Here is a 21595-nt window from a genome sequence, read left to right as displayed (position 1 = left end):
GCGGGTCAAATGGCAGCCAGGGCGCGGCGCAGGTCCGCGCGCTGGTCGTCCACATGCTCGATGCCCACCGACAGCCTGATCAGCGTGTCGCTGATGCCCAGCTCGGCCCGCTGCTGCGGCGGGATGGTTGCGTGGGTCATCAGCGCGGGATGCTCGATCAGGCTTTCGACCCCGCCCAGGCTTTCGGCCAGCGTGAAGACCTTGCACTGCTCCAGGAAACGCCGCGCGCCGGCCAGGCTTGTGTCCAGCTCGATGGAGATGATGCCGCCGTAGCCGTTCATCTGGCGCTGCGCCAGCGCGTGTTGCGGGTGCGATGCCAGGCCGGGATAAAACACCTTGCGCACCTTCGGTTCGCGCTCCAGCCACTGCGCCAGTTCCAGCGCATTGGCGCAGCTGCGTTCTACCCGCAGCGCGAGGGTCTTGATGCCACGCAGGACCAGGAAGCTGTCGAACGGCCCCTGGATCGCGCCCACGGCGTTCTGGATGAAGCCGAGCTGCTCGCGCAGGGCGGCATGGCGCGGCTCGGTTCCCGTCACCGCGATGCCGCCGATCACGTCCGAGTGTCCGTTCATGTACTTGGTGGTCGAGTGCACCACGAGGTCCATGCCCAGTTCCAGCGGACGCTGCACGATCGGGCTGGCAAAGGTGTTGTCGCATGCGGCCAGGATGCCGCGCTCGCGGCACAGCGATGCAATGGCGGCCAGGTCTGCCAGCTTGAGCATGGGGTTGGTGGGCGACTCGATCCACACGAGCTTCGTCTCTGGACGCAGCGCCCGCGTGAGCGAGGCGGTGTCGGCCAGGTTGGCGTAGCTGAACGTGTGGCCGGAACTGGCGCGCAGCACGCGTTCGAACAGCCGGTAGGTGCCGCCATACATGTCGTCGCCCGCCACCACGTGCGAGCCGGCCGGCAGCAGCGCCAGCACCGCCGAGATGGCAGCGAGCCCCGAGGCGAACGCGAACGCCGCACTGCCGCCTTCGAGGTCGGCCACGCAGCGCTCCAGCGCCCAGCGCGTGGGATTGTGCGAGCGGCCATAGTCGAGCCCCTTGTGCACGCCCGGGCTCTCCTGCGCGAAGGTCGAGGTTGCGTAGATCGGCGGCATGACTGCGCCGGTGGAAGGATCGGGCGCCTGGCCTGCGTGGATGACGCGGGTGGCGATGTGCTGCTGCGGTCGTTCGCTCACGATAGCGTCCTGCGCAAGTGGTTGAGAAGGTCGTAGCGCGTGATGAGGCCATAAAAACGGTCCCCCTCGCAGATGACAGCGGTGAGCCCGTGGTCGAGGATCTCGCGCAGCTCCTGCATGCTGGCCGACGGCCGCAGCGTGCGCAGCTGCGCGGTCATGGTGCTCGACACGGGCGCGCCGAAGTGGCCGGCCTCGCTGGTCACGTGCAGCAGCAGGTCGGACTCGTCGATCAGGCCGGCCAGCCGCCCGTTCTCGATGACCGGAAGCTGCGCCAGGTCGGCGCTGCGCATGCGGCTGAAGGCGGTGAGCAGGGTGTCCGACGGCGCCACCGTGACCACCTCGCCGGCATCGTAGCGGCGGCCGATCAGGTCGCGCAGGTCGCCCATCCTGGGCCGCTCGAGCAGGCCCTGGTCCACCATCCAGCCGTCGCTGTACACTTTGGTCAGGTAGCGGGTGCCGGTGTCGCACACGAAGGTGGCCACGCGCTTGGGCATGGTCTGCGCGCGGCAGTACTTGAGTGCCGCGGCGAGCAGGGTGCCGGTGGACGAACCGGCCAGGATGCCTTCGCTACGCAGCAGCGCGCGCGCCGTGTGGAAGCTTTCTTCGTCGCTGATGGTGTAGGCGGTGCGCACGCGCGACAGGTCGGCGTTGGCAGGAATGAAGTCTTCGCCGATGCCTTCCACCGCCCACGAGCCGGACACTTCGGACAAGCGGCCGGTGTTCACGTACTCGGCCAGGATCGAGCCGCGCGGGTCGGCCAGCACGAATTCCGTGTGCGGCTGCACCTTGCTGAAGTAGTGCGACAGGCCGGTGAGCGTGCCGCCCGAGCCCACGCCCACGACGATGGCGTCCAGGTCGTGCCCGGACTGTTCCCACAGCTCGGGGCCGGTCGTGGTTTCGTGCGCGCGCGGGTTGGCCGGGTTGTTGAACTGGTCCGCGTACCAGGCGCCCGGGATCTCGCGCGCCAGCCGCGCGGCGTAGTCCTGGTAGTACTCGGGATGGCCCTTGCCAACGTCCGAGCGGGTAAGGTGGATTTCGGCGCCCAGCGCCTTCAGGTGAAGCACCTTTTCGGCGGCCATTTTGTCCGGCACCACCAGCACCACGCGATAGCCCTTGATGCGGGCGACCAGCGCCAGGCCGATGCCGGTGTTGCCGGCGGTGGCCTCGACCACGGTGCCCCCGGGCCCGAGCTTGCCGTCGGCCTCGGCCTGTTCGATCATGGCGCGGCCGATGCGGTCCTTGATCGAGCCGCCCGGGTTTTGCGACTCGAGCTTGAGGAACAGCTGGCACGGGCCAGTGTCCATGCGGGTGACCTCGACCAGCGGCGTGTTGCCGATGAGCGAGAACAATGCTGCTTGTTGTGGCATATCTCCTCCAGGGCGGCGACGGACGCGCCGCTAATTGGGGGATTGTGCGCTGTTGGTGGGGTAGGGTATTGACGTGGATGGACTGTGCGAGCGCTTGCCACACAGCACATCGTCGTCCCCGCGCAGGCGGGGACCCATGCTGAGCATGTTGGCCTCCGGCTGGTGCCTCGGCCATCCACGCGGTCCATGGGTCCCCGCCTGCGCGGGGACGACGGGCGAGGGGTAGGGAAGGCCGGCTTTGCTAGCTCCCATCCCTCAGCCGCCGCCACAGCGTGGTGCGGCTGATACCCAGGTACCGCGCTGCCGCCTCGCGCTGCCCGCCGAAGCGCGCCAGCACCTCGGCCGCGGTCTCGTGTTCCAGCGCCGGCGCCACCGTGATCGGCCCGCTCGCCGGTGCCTCGGCCCTGGCCAGCTCGGGCGCAATCGACAGCAAAAAGCTCGGCGTGAGCGCCTGCAGCGGTTCGGCCGCCAGGAACAGCGCCAGCCGTTCCATCAGGTTGCGCAGTTCGCGCACGTTGCCGGGCCAGCGGTAGTGCTCCAGCAGCGGCGCACAGGCGTTCAGCTCGGCCCGCAGGTTCGGGTGCGGCCGCGTGCCCAGCGAGGCCAGCGCGTTCTTGAGCGACCACTCGGCCAGCCCGACGATGTCGCCGGTGCGTTCGCGCAGCGGCGGCAGCGACAGCCGCAGCACCGCCAGCCGGTAGAACAGGTCGGCGCGAAAGCGTCCTTCGCGCACGCGCGCTTCCAGGTCGCAGTGGGTGGCGCTGATGACGCGCACGTCGATCGGCACCGGGCGCGTGCCGCCGACGCGCATCACCTCGCGCTCTTCCAGCACCCGCAACAGGCGCGTCTGCAGCGCCAGCGGCATTTCGCCGATCTCGTCCAGGAACAGGGTGCCCTTGTTGGCCGCCTCGAACAGCCCGGCGTGGCCGCCGCGGCGCGCGCCGGTGAAGGCGCCTTCCTCGTGCCCGAACAGTTCCGATTCCAGCAGCGACTCGGCGATCGCGCCGCAGTTGACCGCCACGAAAGGCCGGTTGGCGCCCAGGCTGCGTGGCGCCTCGCGGTGGATCGCCTGCGCCACCAGTTCCTTGCCGCTGCCGGTTTCGCCTTGGATCAGCACGGTGGCCGGCGAGCGCGCGTACAGCACCACCGACTGGCGCAGCCGCTCCATTGCGGCCGATTCGCCGCGCAGGTCGGCCAGGCCCCGGCGCGCGCGCAGCGTCTCGGGCACCTGTGCCTTCTGGCGGCGCGACGCTTCCAGTTGCGTCAGGCGCGCCATCTCCAGCGCGTCCTCAAAGGCCTGGCGGATCGACGCGGCCGAGTACATGAACACGGCGGTCAGCCCGGCTTCCTCGGCCAGGTCGGTGATCAGGCCGGCGCCCACGATCACCTTGACGCCGGCCGCCTTCAGCTCGCTGATGCTGGCGCGCGCATCCTCGTCGGTGGTGTAGGTGCGCTGCGCGATCGACAGCCCGAAGGTGGCCGCAAATTCGGCCAGCTGCGGCATTTCCTGGTAGGTGATGACCGCGATCTTGTCGGACACGCGGCGCGCGCGCGTGAGCGCCTGCATCACGTCGAAGCCGCTGGCCTTGGCCGCGACCACCGGCACCGACACCCGGCCTTTCAGGTAGGCCGCGTTCGACCCGGCGGCGATGACCACGTCGCAGCGCTCGGTGGCCATGCGCTCGCGGATGTGGCGCGCGGCCTCGTCAAAGCCAAGCGCGATCGGCTCGATCGTGGCCAGGTGGTCGAATTCGAGCGTGATGTCGCGGAACAGGTCAGCCAGGCGGGAAACCGAGACGGTCCAGATGACTGGTTTGTCGGGGGCGTCGGCCGGGGAGCGGAGCGAGGTGGACATGTTTCAAGTGTAGTTCATTTTTCAGAGCTGGTGTTTCAATGAAACGCCGGAGAATGCTCAGTTTCCGTAAGCCTGCCGTAAGCGAGCGTAAGCGAGGGGTAAGAAGTCGTCCGTAGGATGCATTCGCCAACTGGCAGAAATAAAGATAATGAATAGGAGACATAAGTGGAAAACCTGGTGCAAACCATCAAGGGCGACCCGAACTATCAGAAGCTGGTGAGCAAGCGCTCCCGCTTCGGTTGGACCCTCACCTGGGGCATGATGGCCGTCTATTACGGCTACATCCTGCTGATCGCATTCAACAAGGAGCTGATGGGTGGCAAGATCGGTGAAGGGGCGATGACCTGGGGTATCCCCGCTGGCCTTTTTGTCATCCTGTTCACCGTTCTCATCACCGGTATTTACGTGCGCCGTGCGAACAATGAGTACGACGAGCTGACTGCTGCCATCCGCGCAAAGGTGAAAGCATGAACGCCGCCGTCCTCAAACGCGGCCTGGCCGCGCTCGCACTGCTGGGCGCCGCCGGCGTCGCCTTCGCCTCGCCCGACCTGGGCCAGGCGCAAAAACAGGCAACCAACTGGACCGCGATCACGCTGTTCGCCGGTTTCGTGATCCTGACCCTGTTCATTACCAAGTGGGCCGCCAAGCGCACCCGATCCGCAGCCGACTTCTACACCGCCGGCGGCGGCATCACCGGCTTCCAGAACGGCCTGGCCATCGCAGGCGACTACATGTCGGCCGCTTCCTTCCTCGGCATTTCCGCCGCCGTGTTCGCTGACGGCTACGACGGCCTGATCTACGCGATCGGCTTTTTGGTTGGCTGGCCGGTCATCACCTTCCTGATGGCCGAGCGCCTGCGCAACCTGGGCCGCTACACCTTTGCCGACGTGGCCGCGTACCGCTTCAAGCAGACCCCGATCCGCGTGTTCTCGGCTTGCGGCACGCTGGTCGTGGTGGCGTTCTACCTGATCGCGCAGATGGTCGGCGCCGGCCAGCTGATCAAGCTGCTGTTCGGCCTGGACTACTGGATCGCCGTCGTGCTGGTTGGCACGCTGATGATGGTGTACGTGCTGTTCGGCGGCATGACCGCCACCACCTGGGTGCAGATCATCAAGGCCGTGCTGCTGCTGGGCGGCGCCTCGTTCATGGCCCTGATGGTGCTGGCCAACTACGGCTTCAGCCCGGAAGCGCTGTTCTCCAAGGCGGTTGAAGTGCACAAGAAGGGTTCCGCGATCATGGGCCCGGGCACCTTCATCAAGGACCCGATCTCGGCGATCTCGTTCGGCATGGCGCTCATGTTCGGCACCGCCGGCCTGCCGCACATCCTGATGCGTTTCTTCACCGTGCCGAGCGCCAAAGAGGCGCGCAAGTCGGTGCTGTGGGCAACCACCTGGATCGGCTACTTCTACATCCTGACCTTCATCATCGGCTTCGGCGCGATCGTGCTGGTTGGCACCAACCCGGACTTCAAGGACGCTGCGGGCAAACTGCTGGGCGGTAACAACATGGCTGCGGTGCACCTGGCCAACGCCGTGGGCGGCAATGCATTCCTCGGCTTTATGTCGGCCGTGGCGTTCGCGACCATCCTTGCCGTGGTTGCCGGGCTGACCCTGTCGGGCGCCACCGCCGTGTCGCACGACCTGTACGCGACCGTCATCAAGAAGGGCAAGGCCACCAACGCGGACGAGCTGAAGGTGTCGAAGCTCACCACCATCGCGCTGGGCATCATCGCCGTCGGCCTGGGCATCGCCTTCGAGAAGCAGAACATCGCGTTCATGGTGTCGCTGGCCTTCGCAATCGCGGCCTCGGCCAACTTCCCGGTGCTGTTCATGTCGGTGCTGTGGAAGGATTGCACCACCCGTGGCGCCACCATCGGCGGCTTCCTTGGCCTGGCCACCGCGGTTGGCCTGACGGTCGTGTCCAAGTCGGTGTGGGTGGACGTGCTGGGTCACGCAGCCCCGATCTTCCCGTACACCTCGCCGGCTCTGTTCTCGATGATCGTTGGCTTCGTCGGTATCTGGCTGTTCTCGATCACGGACAAGAGCGAGCGTGCACGCATTGACCGCGCCGGCTACGAAGCGCAGGAACTGCGTTCGGAGACTGGCATCGGCGCCGCGGCCGCAAGCGCCCACTAAGTTTCGGCTTCCTCCAAAGCCAGGCCCCGCGCAAGCGGGGCTTTTTGTTTTTGTGGTCGGCCTCGTGGGAGGGGAGCACTACTCCCTGACGTGCTTCAGAACGCACAACAATACCAGCTTGCTACTAGTTCAACGGAGGCCGTACACTGAGCCTTAAATTTGCGGGTGATCGAACCACTCTGCATGACGGCTTGCGGCCTTCATAACGGCGCAACCGGTCCTGACAAATAAGCAGTTGATAACAAGGTAAGCCGCCATGCCTCACCCTTACGACTCCCTTGCCGAACATCTTCGAAACGCGCTTGATGAGTTACAAAGACTCCAACTGGGCGCTAGTCTTTCCAAGGGACGCGTCGGCGAGATTTTGCTCGCTCACTTTCTGGGCCACCGACTTCACGTTTCCAACCGGGGGGCCGATGGCATTGGTCCCGATGGTCGTAAATATGAATACAAAGTTAGTCATGACGACCAATTCAACTTTAACTTCGGTCACGCCAGAGGCGCGGGGAGCATTCCCGACCTTGTGAACACACATTTCGACGGCTTTGAGGGTGCTTTTTGCGCCTTGATGAATGGTTCCCGGCTGACAAAGGTTGTGTATTGCCCTTGCACCACATTGGTACCATATCTGCGGGCCCATCTGGCCACAGTAACTGGTAGTACCTTTCAGAAGGTGTTTAGCCCTATTGAGTCATTTTCCAAACTCCAGGGCGCACAATGGCTGCTGAGGGCACCGGTAAATGCCAATGTCGCCCAACCAGTGGTTCAAGCCGACCTCACTGCCTCTGACGAGACGGCGGCTTAACCTGGCTGGACAGGGCGTCGTCGAGATAGCGCACGGTGCGCACGAAGTAGGGTCGCATGTGCACCGGGTCGGTGTAGATCGGCTCGCCAATCGTGTTGACCACCGGGCAGGTGCCGTCCTTGCACAAGTAGTCCACCGGATCGATGACGATGGCCCCGGTCTGGTGCGCGATCTCCCGCAGCCTTGCGATTGGCTCGGCATTCACCTGGCGGAACTCGCTGACCAGGAAGGGCGGCATGTCGGTGCGCGGCATCATTTCGTCGAAGCGTGAGCCGGTGATCATCGAACGCGGGTCGAACTTGTCACCGGTGGGCGGCTGCAGCACGAGGTACACGCGCTTGCCTTGTTGGCGCAGTTGGCGAATTGCCTGCAGCATCGACGCATATGCCGCTTCGTGCGCGGGCTTGGACGGGAATTGTTCGAGCTTGTCGCCCACCGGCATCTCGACTTCATCCTGGTAAGGCGTGAAATAGCCGTACCAGGCGGCGGCGATGACCACCGTGTCCACCTCGGGCGAGGCAGCCAGGTCGTAGGCGTCGATCACCGTCTGCGTGCAAGTCGGAAAACGGATCTTCGGCAAGCGCACCGCTCCCCGGATCGGCGGGCAGCCGCCGGCCGTGGCAAAAATGACGGACTTGCGGTCGAAGCGCGAGGTTCGCAACCCTTCCGCCACCAGCGGCGCATATTGTTCCATCACGGAGTCGCCCACCAGCACGGTGGTGCCCTCGCCATTCCCCGCAAGCGTGTGGAACAGCGATCCGTGATACCGCAGCGATTTCATGGCCGGCTGCGGGAAACCCAGGTCGTTCAGCGCGCGCAGGTACTTGTCCGTGCCGTTGCCGGGAATGCGCTCGCGCAGCAGGCCGCTGTTTGCCAGCGCGCCGGCCACGCCGAAGCAAATCATCGCCGTGACCAGCGCCTTGATCGCACGCACGCGCTTCGGGCTTTTCTGGATTGGCCGCTCGATCAGGCGCCAGGTGAGCACGGCCAGCACGAAGGACGCGAGCACGAGCACGGCCTTGGCCTGTGCCGACGGCTTTTCGCCTTCGATGATGTAGCCGAACGAGAGCAGGGGCCAGTGCCACAGGTAGAACGGGTAGCTGACCAGGCCGATCCTGGCCATCAGCGGGTTGCCGAGCAGGTGCCGGTTGATCCAGCCTTCGTTGCCCGCCATGATCAAGGCGCTGGTGCCGGCAACCGGCAGCAACGCCCAGGCGCCGGGAAAAGCAGTCTGCCCGTTGATGAACACGCAGCCCAGTGCAAGCAGGAGGATGCCGCCCGCCGATAGCAGCGCGCGCGCCGGCATCGGCTGTTCGCGCCCAGACAGCAGGTAAGCCACCATGCCGCCGGACGCCAGCTCCCAGAAGCGCGTGACCGGCGAATAGTAGGCTTCTGCCGGCGCGTTGTAGGTGGCGTACAGCCCGTACAGGAACGAGGCGCCGAGCGTGATGGCCAGGAACGCCAGGATGCCGCCGCGCCTGCGGTAGCACAGGGCCAGCATCACTGGCCAGACCAGGTAGAACTGCTCCTCCACGCCCAGCGACCACAAATGCAGCAGCGGTTTGGTAGTGTGGTCGTTGTCGAAGTAGCCGGACTCGTTCCACAGCACGAGGTTGGACAGGAAGGTGGCAGCGGCAGTGATGTGCTTGCCCAGCTGGGCGAACTCGTGGTGGAGCAGCACGTACCAGCCGAACAGCAGCGTTGCGGCCACCACCGTGATCAAGGCCGGAAAGATGCGCCTGATGCGGCGCACATAGAACTCGCGGATGCTGAAGCTGCCGCGTTCCAGGTCGTCCAAAATGATCGACGTGATCAGGAAGCCCGAGATGACGAAAAATACGTCCACGCCGATGAACCCGGACCGCAGCCAGTTTGGCCAGGCGTGGAACAACACGACAAGGCAAACCGCCACCGCGCGCAGGCCGTCGATGTCCGGGCGGTAGCTGAGGCGGTGTGGGGTACTTGATTTGAAGAACTGTTGGATGTCGCGCTGGTAGTCCATTTTTCAGTGGATGAGCCTGGAAATTTAGTGTTGCTCATGTATTAAGTCGTGTCAAACCAGCGTCTCAATCGTGCGCAGCAATATTCCCCTTGTTCCGCGCGGCGTTGCAGCTGTGTTTCAGCATGAAACGCGTGCGACGCCTGTGGTCCGACGGGGGCACGGCGGGCGCGCGCCGCTCCCTGCCTGAACCGTTGAAAATCAAGGGATTCTCCAGGGGAGGCGACTGCTGGCATGGGGCTTGCATAACAGTGGCCATCACCACACCTTGAAACAGCTGAAGGGATTACTCATGAAACCAACACCAGGCGCGCTGTTCCGTCGCGCAGTCCAGGAAGAATCGCCGCTGCAGGTCATCGGCGCGATCAACGCCAATCATGCGCTGCTGGCCAAGCGCGCCGGCTTCAAGGCCATCTACCTGTCCGGTGGCGGGGTTGCCGCCGGTTCGCTCGGCCTGCCTGACCTTGGCATCTCTGGCCTGGACGATGTGCTGACCGACGTGCGCCGCATCACCGACGTGTGCGACCTGCCGCTGCTGGTGGATGTGGACACCGGCTTTGGCTCTTCCGCCTTCAACGTGGCGCGCACCGTGCGCTCGATGATCAAGTTCGGCGCCGCCGCCGTGCACATCGAAGACCAGGTTGGCGCCAAGCGCTGCGGCCACCGCCCGAACAAGGAAATCGTGACCAAGCAGGAGATGGTGGACCGCATCAAGGCCGCCGCCGACGCCCGCACCGACGAGAACTTCGTCATCATGGCGCGCACCGACGCGCTGGCCGTCGAAGGGCTGGAAGCGGCCGTGGAACGCGCCGTGGCCTGCGTCGAAGCCGGCGCGGACATGATCTTCCCCGAGGCGATCACGAGCCTTGAGATGTACTCGCAATTCAAGAAGGCGGTGAAGGTGCCGATCCTGGCCAACATCACCGAATTCGGCGCGACCCCGCTGTTCACTACCGACGAACTGAGGGGCGCGGACGTTGATATCGTGCTGTACCCGCTGTCGGCGTTCCGCGCGATGAACAAGGCGGCCGAGAACGTGTACAACGCGATCCGCCGCGACGGCACCCAAAAGAACGTGGTCGATACCATGCAGACCCGCGCCGAACTGTACGACCGCATCGACTATCACAGCTACGAGCAGAAGCTCGACGCGCTGTTTGCGCAGGCTAAAACCAAATGAACCGGTAGGGTGGGCAGCTCTGCTGCCCACGCGTCCAGCTGTCGCATGAACAGGCGCACCGGCTGTTCCGAGCGCGGTTGAACGCGTGGGCAGAAAATCTGCCCACCCTACGCACAACATAACTAAGGAGATCCGCAATGACCAACCAAACCACGTCCGAAACCCCAACCTTCAAGCCCAAGAAATCCGTGGCGCTGTCCGGCGTCGCCGCTGGCAACACCGCGCTGTGCTCGGTGGGCCGCTCGGGTAACGACCTGCACTACCGCGGCTACGACATCCTCGACGTCGCCGACACCTGCGAATTCGAAGAAATCGCCTACCTGCTCGTGCACGGCAAGCTGCCGACCGCCGCCGAACTGAAGGGCTACAAGCTCAAGCTCAAGGCGCTGCGCGGCCTGCCGCAAGCCGTCAAGGCTGCGCTCGAGGCGCTGCCGGCATCGAGCCACCCGATGGACGTGATGCGCACGGGCGTGTCCACCCTGGGCTGCGTGCTGCCCGAGAAGGACGACCACAACATCGCCGGCGCGCGCGACATCGCCGACCGCCTGATGGCTTCGTTCGGCTCGATGCTGCTGTACTGGTACCACTTCAGCCACAATGGCAAGCGCATCGACGTGGAAACCGACGACGACTCGATCGGCGGCCACTTCCTGCACCTGCTGCACGGCGAGAAGCCGTCCGACGAATGGGTCAAGGCGATGCACACCTCGCTGATCCTGTACGCTGAACACGAGTTCAACGCCTCGACCTTCACCTCGCGCGTGATCGCCGGCACCGGCTCGGACATCTACTCGGCCATCACCGGCGCGATCGGCGCGCTGCGCGGCCCGAAACACGGCGGCGCCAACGAAGTGGCGCTGGACATCCAGAAGCGCTACGAGAACCCGGACGAGGCGGAAGCCGACATCCGCAACCGCGTGGCGAACAAGGAAGTGGTGATCGGCTTCGGCCACCCGGTGTACACGATTTCCGACCCGCGCAACAAGGTCATCAAGGAAGTGGCGCGCACGCTTTCGCAGCAGGCCGGCTCGATGAAGATGTTCGACATCGCCGAGCGCCTGGAGTCGGTGATGTGGGAAGTGAAGAAGATGTTCCCGAACCTGGACTGGTTCTCGGCCGTGTCGTACCACATGATGGGCGTGCCGACCGCGATGTTCACGCCGCTGTTCGTGATCTCGCGCACCTCCGGCTGGGCCGCTCACATCATCGAGCAGCGCATCGATAACAAGATCATCCGTCCGAGCGCGAACTACGTCGGTCCGGAAGACCTGAAGTTCGTGCCGCTGGCCGAGCGCAAGTGACGCCCGGGGCCGAAGGAATCGTGGTGCGCCCGCTGGGCGCATCTGACGCCCGGCGCTACCGCGTGCTGCGTCTGGCCAGCCTGCGCAACTTCCAGTTGATGCATGGCCCGGCCTATGAGGACGCGTTGCGACAGGACGAAGCGTGGCACGCCGCGCGCCTGGCGAAGGCCGGCGACTACTGGTTCGGCGCCTTCGATGGCGATGAACTCGTAGGAACGATCGCGCTGCGCACACAGGAGGGCAGCCGGCTGCGCCATTCGGCCAGTTTGAACAGCCTGATCGTGGATAGCAGCCGGCAGGCGCGCGGCATCGGGCGCCTGTTGATCGCCCACCTGATCGACTTCGCGCGCTCGCTCGGCACCATCAGGCAGATCACGCTCGCGCTCACCGACGGGAACGCGCGCGCGGAACGCCTGTACGAAGCCTTCGGTTTCAAATTATTCGGACTCGAACCCGACGCCTTGCTGCACGAGGGCCGTTATTACGGCAAACAGCACAGGCAACTCATACTGGATCACTCGAACAATGAATAGCTCCTACCTAAAACCCCTGCACGGCACGAACCTGCATTACTTCGACGCGCGCGCCGCAGTCGATGCGATCGAGCCGGGCGCATACGACAAGCTGCCGTACACCTCGCGTGTGCTGGCCGAGAACCTGGTGCGCCGCTGCGAGCCGCAGGCGCTGGTGCCCTCGCTCAAGCAGCTCATCGAGCGCAAGCGCGATCTCGACTTTCCGTGGTTCCCGGCGCGCGTGGTCTGCCACGACATCCTGGGCCAGACCGCGCTGGTGGACCTGGCCGGCCTGCGCGACGCCATCGCTGCCGAGGGCGGCAACCCGGCGCTGGTCAACCCGGTGGTGCCGACCCAGCTGGTGGTGGACCACTCGCTGGCAGTCGAGTGCGGCGGCTTCGACCCGGATGCCTTCGCCAAGAACCGCGCCATCGAGGATCGCCGTAACGAAGACCGCTTCGATTTCATCAACTGGACCAAGAAGGCGTTCAAGAACGTCGACGTGATCCCGCCGGGGAACGGCATCCTGCACCAGATTAACCTGGAGCGCATGAGCCCCGTGATCCAGGTGAAGGATGGCGTGGCGTTCCCCGACACGCTGGTCGGCACCGACTCGCACACCCCGATGGTCGACGCGCTGGGCGTGATCGCGGTCGGCGTGGGCGGCCTGGAGGCAGAGAGCGTGATGCTGGGCCGTGCCTCGTACATGCGCCTGCCGGATATCGTTGGTGTCGAGCTGTCGGGCAAACGGCAGCCGGGCATCACCGCCACCGACGTGGTGCTGGCGCTGACCGAATTCCTGCGCAAGGAAAAAGTCGTCTCGGCCTACCTGGAGTTCTATGGCGAGGGCGCAGACAGCCTGACGCTGGGCGACCGCGCGACCATCTCGAACATGGCGCCGGAGTTTGGCGCGACCGCCGCGATGTTCTACATCGATGAGCAGACCATCAAGTACCTCAAGCTCACCGGCCGCGAGGACGAGCAGGTGGCGCTGGTCGAGACCTATGCCAAGGAAGCCGGCCTGTGGGCCGACACGCTGAAACACGCGGAATACGAGCGCGTGCTCAAGTTCGACCTGTCCACCGTGGTGCGCAACATCGCCGGCCCGTCGAACCCGCACAAGCGCGTGCCGACCAGCGAGCTGGCTGCGCGCGGCATCGCCAACGGCAACGTGGCGCACGAGCCGGGTCAGATGCCCGACGGCGCCGTCATCATCGCCGCGATCACGAGCTGCACCAACACCAACAACCCGCGCAACATGATCGCCGCGGGCCTGTTGGCGCGTAACGCCAACCAGCGCGGCCTGGTGCGCCAGCCCTGGGTCAAGAGCTCGCTCGCGCCGGGTTCGAAAGCGGTGTCGCTGTACCTGGAAGAAGCCGGGCTGCTGCCGGAGCTGGAAAAGCTGGGCTTTGGCGTGGTCGCCTTTGCCTGCACCACCTGCAACGGCATGAGCGGCGCGCTGGATCCCAAGATCCAGCAGGAGATCATCGAGCGTGACCTGTACGCCACCGCCGTCCTGTCGGGCAACCGCAACTTCGACGGCCGCATCCACCCGTACGCCAAGCAGGCCTTCCTGGCCTCGCCGCCGCTGGTGATCGCCTACGCGATCGCGGGCACGGTGCGCTTCGACATCGAGAAGGACGTGCTGGGGACGGACGCGCAGGGCAAGCCGGTCACGCTGGCCGACATCTGGCCGACGGACGAAGAGATCGACGCGGTGATCGAGAAGAGCGTCAAGCCGGAGCAGTTCCGCAAGGTGTACGTGCCGATGTTCGCCAAGCAGGAAGAGAGCACCGAGCAGGTCAGCCCGCTGTACGACTGGCGAGCGATGAGCACCTACATCCGCCGTCCGCCGTACTGGGAAGGCGCGCTGGCCGGCGAGCGCACGCTCAAGGCCATGCGTCCGCTGGCGGTTTTGGGCGACAACATCACCACCGATCACCTGTCGCCGTCCAACGCCATTTTGGCCAGCAGCGCGGCCGGCGAGTACCTGGCCAAGATGGGCCTGCCGGAAGAAGACTTCAACTCGTACGCAACGCACCGCGGCGACCACCTGACCGCGCAGCGCGCGACCTTTGCCAACCCGACCCTCATCAACGAGATGGCCGTGGTCGACGGGCAGGTCAAGAAGGGTTCGCTGGCACGCGTGGAGCCGGAAGGGAAGGTCACGCGCATGTGGGAAGCGATCGAGATCTACATGGAGCGCAAGCAGCCGCTGATCATCATTGCCGGCGCCGACTACGGCCAGGGGTCGTCGCGCGACTGGGCGGCCAAGGGCGTGCGCCTGGCGGGTGTGGAAGCCATCGTGGCCGAGGGCTTCGAGCGTATCCACCGCACCAACCTGGTGGGCATGGGCGTGCTGCCGCTGGAGTTCAAGCCGGGCACCAACCGCCTCACGCTGGGCATCGACGGCACCGAGACCTTTGACGTGGTGGGCGAGCGCACGCCGCGTGCAACGCTCACGCTGGTCATCCACCGCAAGAACGGCGAGACCGTCGAGGTGCCGGTGACCTGCAGGCTCGATACGGCCGAGGAAGTGTCGATCTACGAAGCGGGCGGCGTGCTGCAGCGCTTTGCGCAGGACTTCCTGGCCTCGTCGAAGGTCGCTGCTTAAATCCGCAACCTAAAAGCCGTCGTCCCCGCGCAGGCGGGGACCCATGCTGAGTGTGCGAAACAGTCGGCTTCAACTCTTCCGCACACTGTCTATGGGTTCCCGCCTCCGCGGGAACGACGAAGCAGGAGCTAACAATATGGCACACGTAGCACAAATCAAAATCTCCGCCACCTACATGCGAGGTGGCACCAGCAAGGGCGTGTTCTTCCGCCTGCAGGACCTGCCCGAGCGCGCGCAGGTGCCGGGCGAGGCGCGCGACCAGCTGCTCATGCGCGTGATCGGCAGCCCCGACCCGTACGGCAAGCAGATCGACGGCATGGGCGGCGCGACCTCGAGCACCAGCAAGACGGTGATCGTCGCCAAGAGCACGCGGCCGGACCACGACGTGGACTACCTGTTCGGCCAGGTCTCGATCGACAAGCCGTTCGTGGACTGGAGTGGCAACTGCGGCAACCTGTCCGCGGCGGTCGGCCCGTTCGCGATCACCAACGGCCTGGTCGACTTGGCCAACATCCCGCCCGATGGCGTGGCCACGGTGCGCATCTGGCAGGCCAACATCGGCAAGACCATCATCGCGCATGTGCCGATGACGGGCGGCGCGGTGCAGGAAACCGGCGACTTCGAACTGGATGGCGTGACCTTCCCGGCTGCGGAAGTGCAGCTTGAATTCATGGACCCGGCAGCCGAGGAAGAGGGCGCGGGCGGTTCGATGTTCCCGACCGGGAACCTGGTCGATGACCTCGAAGTGCCAGGCGTGGGCACGCTCAAGGCGACCATGATCAATGCCGGCATCCCGACCATTTTTGTGAACGCCGAGGCGATCGGCTACACCGGCACCGAGCTGCAGGAAGCGATCAACGGCGACCCGAAGGCGCTTGCCATGTTCGAGACGATCCGCGCGCACGGGGCAGTGCGCATGGGCCTGATCAAGCATGTGGACGAGGCCGCAAAGCGCCAGCACACGCCCAAGGTCGCGTTCGTGGCCAAGCCGGCCGACTATGTGGCGTCCAGCGGCAAGCCGGTCAAGGCTGGCGACATCGACCTGCTGGTGCGTGCCATGTCGATGGGTAAGCTGCACCACGCGATGATGGGCACGGCGGCGGTCGCGATCGGCACCGCTGCGGCGATTCCGGGCACGCTGGTGAACCTGGCGGCCGGCGGCGGCGAACGCAATGCGGTGCGCTTCGGCCATCCGTCCGGCACGCTGCGGGTTGGCGCCGAGGCGAGCCAGGTGAACGGCGAATGGAGCGTCAACAAGGCCATCATGAGCCGCAGTGCGCGCGTGCTGATGGAAGGCTGGGTGCGCGTTCCGGGCGACGCGTTCTGATGTAAATCGTAGGGTGGGCTCTTGAGCCCACGCCGCTGCACAAGGCGCGTGCGGACCGCGTGGGCACAAGTGCCCACCCTACGAGTAGAATCGGGTGGTGTCCATGCTTGTGGAGGTCCGCCATGCCCGAAGCCGCCAACATCGGCCACCCCTACGACGACGTCATCTCCGACATCGTCGACTATGTACGCGACTATGAAATCACTTCGCCGCTCGCGTACGATACCGCCCGCCACTGCCTGCTCGATACCCTCGGCTGCGGCCTGGAAGCGCTAGGCTACCCGGCCTGCACCAAGCTCCTCGGCCCAATCGTGCACGGCACCGTGGTGCCGTACGGCGCCCGCGTGCCCGGCACGCAGTTCGAACTGGACCCGGTGCAGGCGGCCTTCAACATCGGCGCCATGGTGCGCTGGCTCGATTTCAACGACACCTGGCTGGCAGCCGAATGGGGCCATCCGTCGGACAACCTGGGCGGCATCCTCGCAGTGGCGGACTGGCTGTCGCGGCGCGCCGCCGCCAACGGCAAGCCGCCGCTCCCGATGCGCGCCGTGCTCACGGCCATGATCAAGGCGCACGAGATCCAGGGCTGCATCGCGCTCGAAAATTCGTTCAACAAGGTTGGCCTGGACCACGTGGTGCTGGTCAAGGTGGCCACCTGCGCGGTGGTGGCGCAGCTGCTTGGGTTGTCGCGCAACGAGATGCTGGCGGCGGTGTCGCAGGCCTGGGTGGACGGACAGGCGCTGCGCACCTACCGCCAGGCGCCCAACACCGGCTCGCGCAAATCGTGGGCGGCGGGCGACGCGACCAGCCGCGGCGTGCGGCTTGCGCTGATGGCCGAGAAGGGCGAGATGGGCTACCCGAGCGCGCTCACCGCCCGCACCTGGGGCTTCTACGACGTGCTGTTCAAGGGCCAGCCGCTGCGGTTCCAGCGGCCGTACGGCTCGTACGTGATGGAGAACGTGCTCTTCAAGATCTCGTACCCCGCAGAGTTCCATGCCCAGACGGCGGTGGAGGCGGCGATGACCATCTACGCGGCGATGGCCAGGGCCGGCAAGCGCAGCGACGACATCGCCCGCGTCACCATTCGCACCCACGAGGCCTGCATGCGCATCATCGACAAGCATGGCCCGCTCGACAATCCCGCCGACCGTGACCACTGCATCCAGTACATGGTGGCGCTGCCGCTGATCCACGGCAGGCTTACGGCGGCCGACTACGAGGATGATGTCGTCGCCGACCCGCGCATCGACGCGCTGCGCGCGAAGATCGTGTGCGTCGAGGAGCCGGCGTTCTCCGCCGCGTACCACGACCCCGCGCGGCGCGCGATCCCGAACGGCGTCACGGTCGAATTTGGCGACGGCACGCGCTTTGACGAGGTGCTGGTCGAGTACCCGCTGGGCCACGCGCGGCGCCGTGCCGAAGGGCTGCCGCTGCTGCTTGCAAAGTTCCGCACCAACCTTGCGCGCCGCTTCCCGCCGCGGCAGCAGGAGACGATCCTCGCCGCATCGCTGGATCAGGAGGCGCTGGAGCGCATGGCGGTCAACGATTACGTCGGCATGTACGTGATTTGATGCCGTATGGGTAGCGCCGGCGCGCCGTTCAGTTTTTTTGCCCGGGACGCAAGATTGTGGTTTATGATCCAAATCAATTCGAGCGGCCCGGCTAGAGGCTGCGGCACAGAACGGGTGACATGGATCGAGGAACGCGTGAGCCGGCAAACATGATCGAGGAAGGGGAGAGCATGCTGCATCCCGGCTTGCTCGAACACGCCGCCATCTTCGAGCACGCGCCGATGGGCATCATGTTCACCCAGCCCGGCGTGGTCAGGCGCTGCAATCCACGCATGGCCCAGATGTTCGGCTACGCCCCCGAGGAACTGGTCAACACCAGCGGCGCCTGCCTGTTTGTCTCCGAAGAGCAGTACCACGCCTTCCTGGCCGAGGCGGCGCCGGCGCTGCACGACGGGCGCCTGTTCGAAAAGGCCGAGCAGCGCCTGCGCCGGCGCGACGGTTCGACGTTCTGGGGCAGGGTGCGCGCCAAGTCGGTCGAGCCGGGGCGGCGCGCCGCCGGCACCGTCTGGATGGTCGAGGATGTCAGCGCGGCGCGTGCGGCCGAGACCGAGGTCCGCGCCATCATGAACAACGCCGGCATCGGCATCCTGTTCACGCGGGATCGCCGCGTCGTCCGTTACAACCGCGGCTTTGCGCAAATGTTCGGCTTCGGTGCCGAAGAAGCGGTCGGCGTGCCGGTGCGCTCGCTCTACGGCAGCGACGAGCACTACCACGAAATCGGCGACGCCGCGGCCAACCTGCTGGCACGCGGCGAGAGCTTCCAGGCCGAGGCCTGGATGGTGCGCGCCGACGGCAGGCCAATCTGGGTGCAGCTGATCGGCCACCAGGTCCGGCGCGACGACCCGGCGCTGGGCAATATCTGGATCATCGAAGACCGCACACGCAACAAGCGTGCCGAAGAGACGCTGCGCAACGCGCTGCTGGAGAACCAGGCCATCCTGGACAACGCGGTGCTGGGCATCGCGGTGGTCGAGCGGGGCCGTACGTTGCACTGCAACGCCAAGATGGAGGAGCTGTTCGGCTATCCGCCGGGCGGCATCAACGGCATCCCGGTCGCCGAGCTGTATCCGGATAGCGCGAGCTGGATGGCCGCGCGGCGCGAAACCGCGCGCGACTTCCTGGCCGGGCGCGTGCACATGGCCGAACACGAGGTGGTGCGCGCGGACGGCTCGCGCTTCTGGGCGCGGCTGTCGGGGCGGCTGTTCGACCTGGCGCAGCGGCAGGGGCGCAGCGTGTGGCTGGTGGACGACGTGACCGCGCGGCGCGAGGCGGCGCAGGCGGTGGCGCGCGCGCGCGACGAACTCGAGCTGCGCGTGCTCGAACGCACCGCCGAACTGGCGGGCGCCAACGCGCTGCTGCAGGCCGAAATCGTCGAGCGCCGCCAGGCCGAGGCGCGTGTGCACCACATGGCCTACCACGACAGCCTGACCGGGCTGCCGAACCGCTCGCTGCTGTCGGACCGGCTGGACCGGGCGATGCTGTCGAGCCAGCGCAACGACCGCAAGCTGGCGGTGATGTTCATCGACCTGGACCGCTTCAAGACCATCAACGATTCCCTCGGCCACCTGGCCGGCGACCACCTGCTCAAGGAGGTGGCCAACCGCCTGTGCCGCGCGGTGCGCGCCAGCGACACGGTGGCGCGGCTGGGCGGCGACGAGTTCGTGGTGCTGGTCCCCGGGATCGAGGGCCCGCGCGACTGCACCCAGGTGGCGGAGAAGATCATCGAGGTGCTGTCGGCCCCGATCCCGCACGAGGGCCGCATCCTGCACATTTCGCCGTCGATCGGCATCTGCCTGTACCCCGACCATGGGCAGGACGTGGCGACCCTGATGCGCAACGCGGACGCTGCGATGTACCACGCCAAAGGGGCGGGCCGCAACACCTGGCAGTTCTTCACCGAGCGCATGAACGAGTCGGCGGCGCGCCACTTCGAGCTGGAGAGCAGCCTGCGCGTCGCGCTGGCCGCGAACCAGTTCGAGCTCTTTTACCAGCCCGTCATCGAGGCCGGCACGCGCCGCGTGCATGCGCTGGAGGCGCTGCTGCGCTGGCGCAGGCCCGGCCTGGGCCTGGTCGGGCCGGACGAGTTCATCCCCATCCTGGAAGAGAGCGGCATGATCATCGCGGTGGGCGAGTGGGTGTTGCGCAGCGCCTGCGAACAGGCGGTGGCGTGGCAGCGCCAGGGGCTGCCGGCGGTGCCGGTCGCGGTTAACCTGTCGGGGCGCCAGTTCGCCCAGCGCGGACTGGCCGGCACGGTGCGGCGCATCGTCGAGGAGACCGGGATCGCCCCTGCGCTGCTGGAGCTGGAGATCACCGAGACCACGCTCATGCAGTCGGGCGGGCACACACTCGAAGTGCTCGAACAGATCAACGCGATGGGCGTGCGCCTGTCGATCGACGACTTCGGCACCGGGTATTCGAGCCTGGCTTACCTGAAGCGCTTCCCGGTCCACAAGATCAAGGTGGACCGCGCCTTCGTGCGCGAGCTCGAAGCCAGCGCCGAGGACCGCGCGATCGTGGCGGCCGTGATGGCGCTGGCGAACAGCCTGCAGCTGTCGGTGGTGGCCGAAGGCGTGGAGACCGAGGCGCAGCTGCAGCTGCTGCGCGAACACGGCTGCGAGCTGGCGCAGGGCTTCCTGTTCGCGCGACCGCTCGAAGCGCACCAGGTGCCGGAGTTGTTGCGGTAGGGTGGGCTCTCGAGCCCACGCGCAGATACGCGCCGCGTGACCCTCCGCGTGGGCTCGAGAGCCCACCCTACGGCTGTCTCGGTTTAGTCCAGGGTCGCGATCACCGGCGCATGGTCCGACGGCTGCTCCCACTTGCGCGGGGCGCGGTCGATCGCGCAGCCCACGCAGCGCTTCGCCAGCGCCGGGGAGAGCAGGATGTGGTCGATGCGCAGCCCGCAATTGCGGCGGAACGCGAGCTGCCGGTAATCCCACCAGCTGTACGACTTGTCGGGCTGTTCGAACAGCCGGAACGAATCGCACAGTCCAAGCCCGACCAGCGCGCCGAGCGCGGCGCGTTCCGGGGTCGAGCAATGCACCTGTTCGGCCCAGGCCACCGGGTCGTGCACGTCGCGGTCCTCGGGGGCGATGTTGTAGTCCCCCAGCAAAGCGAGCTGCTCGTGGGCCTGCATTTCTTCCGCGAGCCAGTCGCGCAGCGCCGCCAGCCACGCGAGCTTGTAGGCATATTTATCCGAGCCTACGCTCTGGCCGTTCGGCACGTAGGCACACACGATGCGCATGCCCTCGATGGTGGCGGCGATGATGCGCTGCTGCTCGTCCGGAAAGCGCGGGTTGTTGCGCACCACGTCGGCGATCGGGTGGCGCGACAGGATCGCGACGCCGTTGTATGTCTTTTGTCCGGTAAATACGACCTGGTAGCCGGCTTCGTTAATTTCTTTCTCCGGGAACTTATCGTCGGTCAGCTTGGTCTCTTGAATGCAGAGCACATCAACCGGGTTTTCGCCCAGCCACTGCAGCAGGTGCGGCAGGCGCACCTTGAGCGAATTAACATTCCACGTTGCGATTTTCATAGGTCGGCGCGTTGTTTTGGAGTGGGCGCAGTATCAGCGCTGGCTACCATTCGCGCAACACAAAAATCTTCCAAATTCGCACATATTTTTATAAAATGACAATCATTGTGGTTAAATGCTAATGTTCAAATAGTAAAAAAACCACACGCGCCGCTTGAGTGAGCGTGAATTGTAGCGAAGTGTAACAGTTGGAACTGTGTCCGGTTGGCATCGCTT

General features: G+C 65.7%; 15 protein-coding genes. 10 read left to right on the top strand and 5 right to left on the bottom strand.

Annotated elements, in window-relative coordinates; all coding sequences use genetic code 11:
• Window positions 1-5: 5 nt before the first annotated feature.
• The 3 genes from NX774_RS11250 to prpR all read right to left on the bottom strand — a co-directional run bounded on the left by NX774_RS11250 (window position 6) and on the right by prpR (window position 4403).
• The gene (locus NX774_RS11250) at window positions 6-1181 is read right to left on the bottom strand and encodes a trans-sulfuration enzyme family protein (protein ID WP_258822265.1); all 1176 of its coding nucleotides are present in this window, start codon (window positions 1179-1181) and stop codon (window positions 6-8) included.
• Window positions 1178-2548: a pyridoxal-phosphate dependent enzyme gene (locus NX774_RS11245; protein ID WP_258822264.1), complete on the bottom strand. Its 1371-nt coding sequence runs from the start codon at window positions 2546-2548 to the stop codon at window positions 1178-1180. The genes NX774_RS11250 and NX774_RS11245 overlap by 4 nt, the downstream gene beginning before the upstream one ends.
• Window positions 2549-2789: 241 nt before the next feature.
• Window positions 2790-4403 (bottom strand): propionate catabolism operon regulatory protein PrpR, encoded by a 1614-nt coding sequence (gene prpR / locus NX774_RS11240; protein ID WP_258822263.1) that lies wholly within the window; start codon window positions 4401-4403, stop codon window positions 2790-2792.
• Between the two features lie 165 nt (window positions 4404-4568).
• Here prpR and NX774_RS11235 point away from each other — a divergent pair, with 165 nt between their 5' ends.
• The 3 genes from NX774_RS11235 to NX774_RS11225 all read left to right on the top strand — a co-directional run bounded on the left by NX774_RS11235 (window position 4569) and on the right by NX774_RS11225 (window position 7343).
• Window positions 4569-4874: a DUF485 domain-containing protein gene (locus NX774_RS11235; RefSeq protein WP_258822262.1), complete on the top strand. Its 306-nt coding sequence runs from the start codon at window positions 4569-4571 to the stop codon at window positions 4872-4874.
• Window positions 4871-6538: a cation acetate symporter gene (locus NX774_RS11230; protein ID WP_258822261.1), complete on the top strand. Its 1668-nt coding sequence runs from the start codon at window positions 4871-4873 to the stop codon at window positions 6536-6538. Before NX774_RS11235 ends, NX774_RS11230 begins: the two co-directional genes overlap by 4 nt.
• A 256-nt stretch (window positions 6539-6794) precedes the next feature.
• Complete coding sequence (locus tag NX774_RS11225; RefSeq protein WP_258822260.1) at window positions 6795-7343, top strand: hypothetical protein; 549 nt, start codon at window positions 6795-6797, stop codon at window positions 7341-7343.
• On the opposite strand, the gene NX774_RS11220 is transcribed toward NX774_RS11225, so the two are convergent.
• Window positions 7315-9345: an acyltransferase family protein gene (locus NX774_RS11220; RefSeq protein ID WP_258822259.1), complete on the bottom strand. Its 2031-nt coding sequence runs from the start codon at window positions 9343-9345 to the stop codon at window positions 7315-7317. The two genes, NX774_RS11225 and NX774_RS11220, sit on opposite strands and share 29 nt — an antisense overlap.
• A gap of 289 nt (window positions 9346-9634) precedes the next feature.
• Here NX774_RS11220 and prpB point away from each other — a divergent pair, with 289 nt between their 5' ends.
• The 7 genes from prpB (at window position 9635) to NX774_RS11185 (ending at window position 20531) form a co-directional block, all read left to right on the top strand.
• A complete protein-coding gene (gene prpB, locus NX774_RS11215; protein ID WP_258822258.1) occupies window positions 9635-10522 on the top strand; it encodes a methylisocitrate lyase in 888 nt (295 codons plus the stop codon).
• A gap of 137 nt (window positions 10523-10659) precedes the next feature.
• Entirely contained in the window at window positions 10660-11823 is a 1164-nt protein-coding gene (gene prpC, locus NX774_RS11210) for a bifunctional 2-methylcitrate synthase/citrate synthase (RefSeq protein ID WP_258822257.1), read from the top strand.
• A gap of 20 nt (window positions 11824-11843) precedes the next feature.
• Entirely contained in the window at window positions 11844-12356 is a 513-nt protein-coding gene (locus tag NX774_RS11205; RefSeq protein ID WP_258822256.1) for a GNAT family N-acetyltransferase, read from the top strand.
• On the top strand, window positions 12349-14949 hold the full coding sequence (gene acnD / locus NX774_RS11200) for a Fe/S-dependent 2-methylisocitrate dehydratase AcnD (protein ID WP_258822255.1): 2601 nt from the start codon (window positions 12349-12351) through the stop codon (window positions 14947-14949). Before NX774_RS11205 ends, acnD begins: the two co-directional genes overlap by 8 nt.
• Before the next feature lie 136 nt (window positions 14950-15085).
• On the top strand, window positions 15086-16276 hold the full coding sequence (prpF, locus tag NX774_RS11195; RefSeq protein WP_258822254.1) for a 2-methylaconitate cis-trans isomerase PrpF: 1191 nt from the start codon (window positions 15086-15088) through the stop codon (window positions 16274-16276).
• Between the two features lie 122 nt (window positions 16277-16398).
• Window positions 16399-17847, top strand: a complete 1449-nt coding sequence (locus tag NX774_RS11190) for a bifunctional 2-methylcitrate dehydratase/aconitate hydratase (protein WP_258822253.1) — start codon at window positions 16399-16401, stop codon at window positions 17845-17847.
• 119 nt (window positions 17848-17966) lie between these two features.
• Window positions 17967-20531 carry a sensor domain-containing protein gene (locus tag NX774_RS11185; protein WP_258822252.1) on the top strand — a complete coding sequence of 855 codons (2565 nt, stop codon included), beginning with the start codon at window positions 17967-17969 and terminating at the stop codon, window positions 20529-20531.
• A gap of 83 nt (window positions 20532-20614) precedes the next feature.
• Here the strand turns inward: NX774_RS11185 and xth are convergent, their stop codons facing one another.
• Entirely contained in the window at window positions 20615-21379 is a 765-nt protein-coding gene (gene xth / locus NX774_RS11180) for an exodeoxyribonuclease III (RefSeq protein WP_258822251.1), read from the bottom strand.
• Window positions 21380-21595: the final 216 nt, after the last annotated feature.

Origin of the sequence: Massilia agilis (assembly GCF_024756255.1) — a bacterium.
Lineage (GTDB): Bacteria > Pseudomonadota > Gammaproteobacteria > Burkholderiales > Burkholderiaceae_D > Telluria > Telluria agilis.
This window is presented reverse-complemented; position numbering and strand designations above follow the sequence as displayed.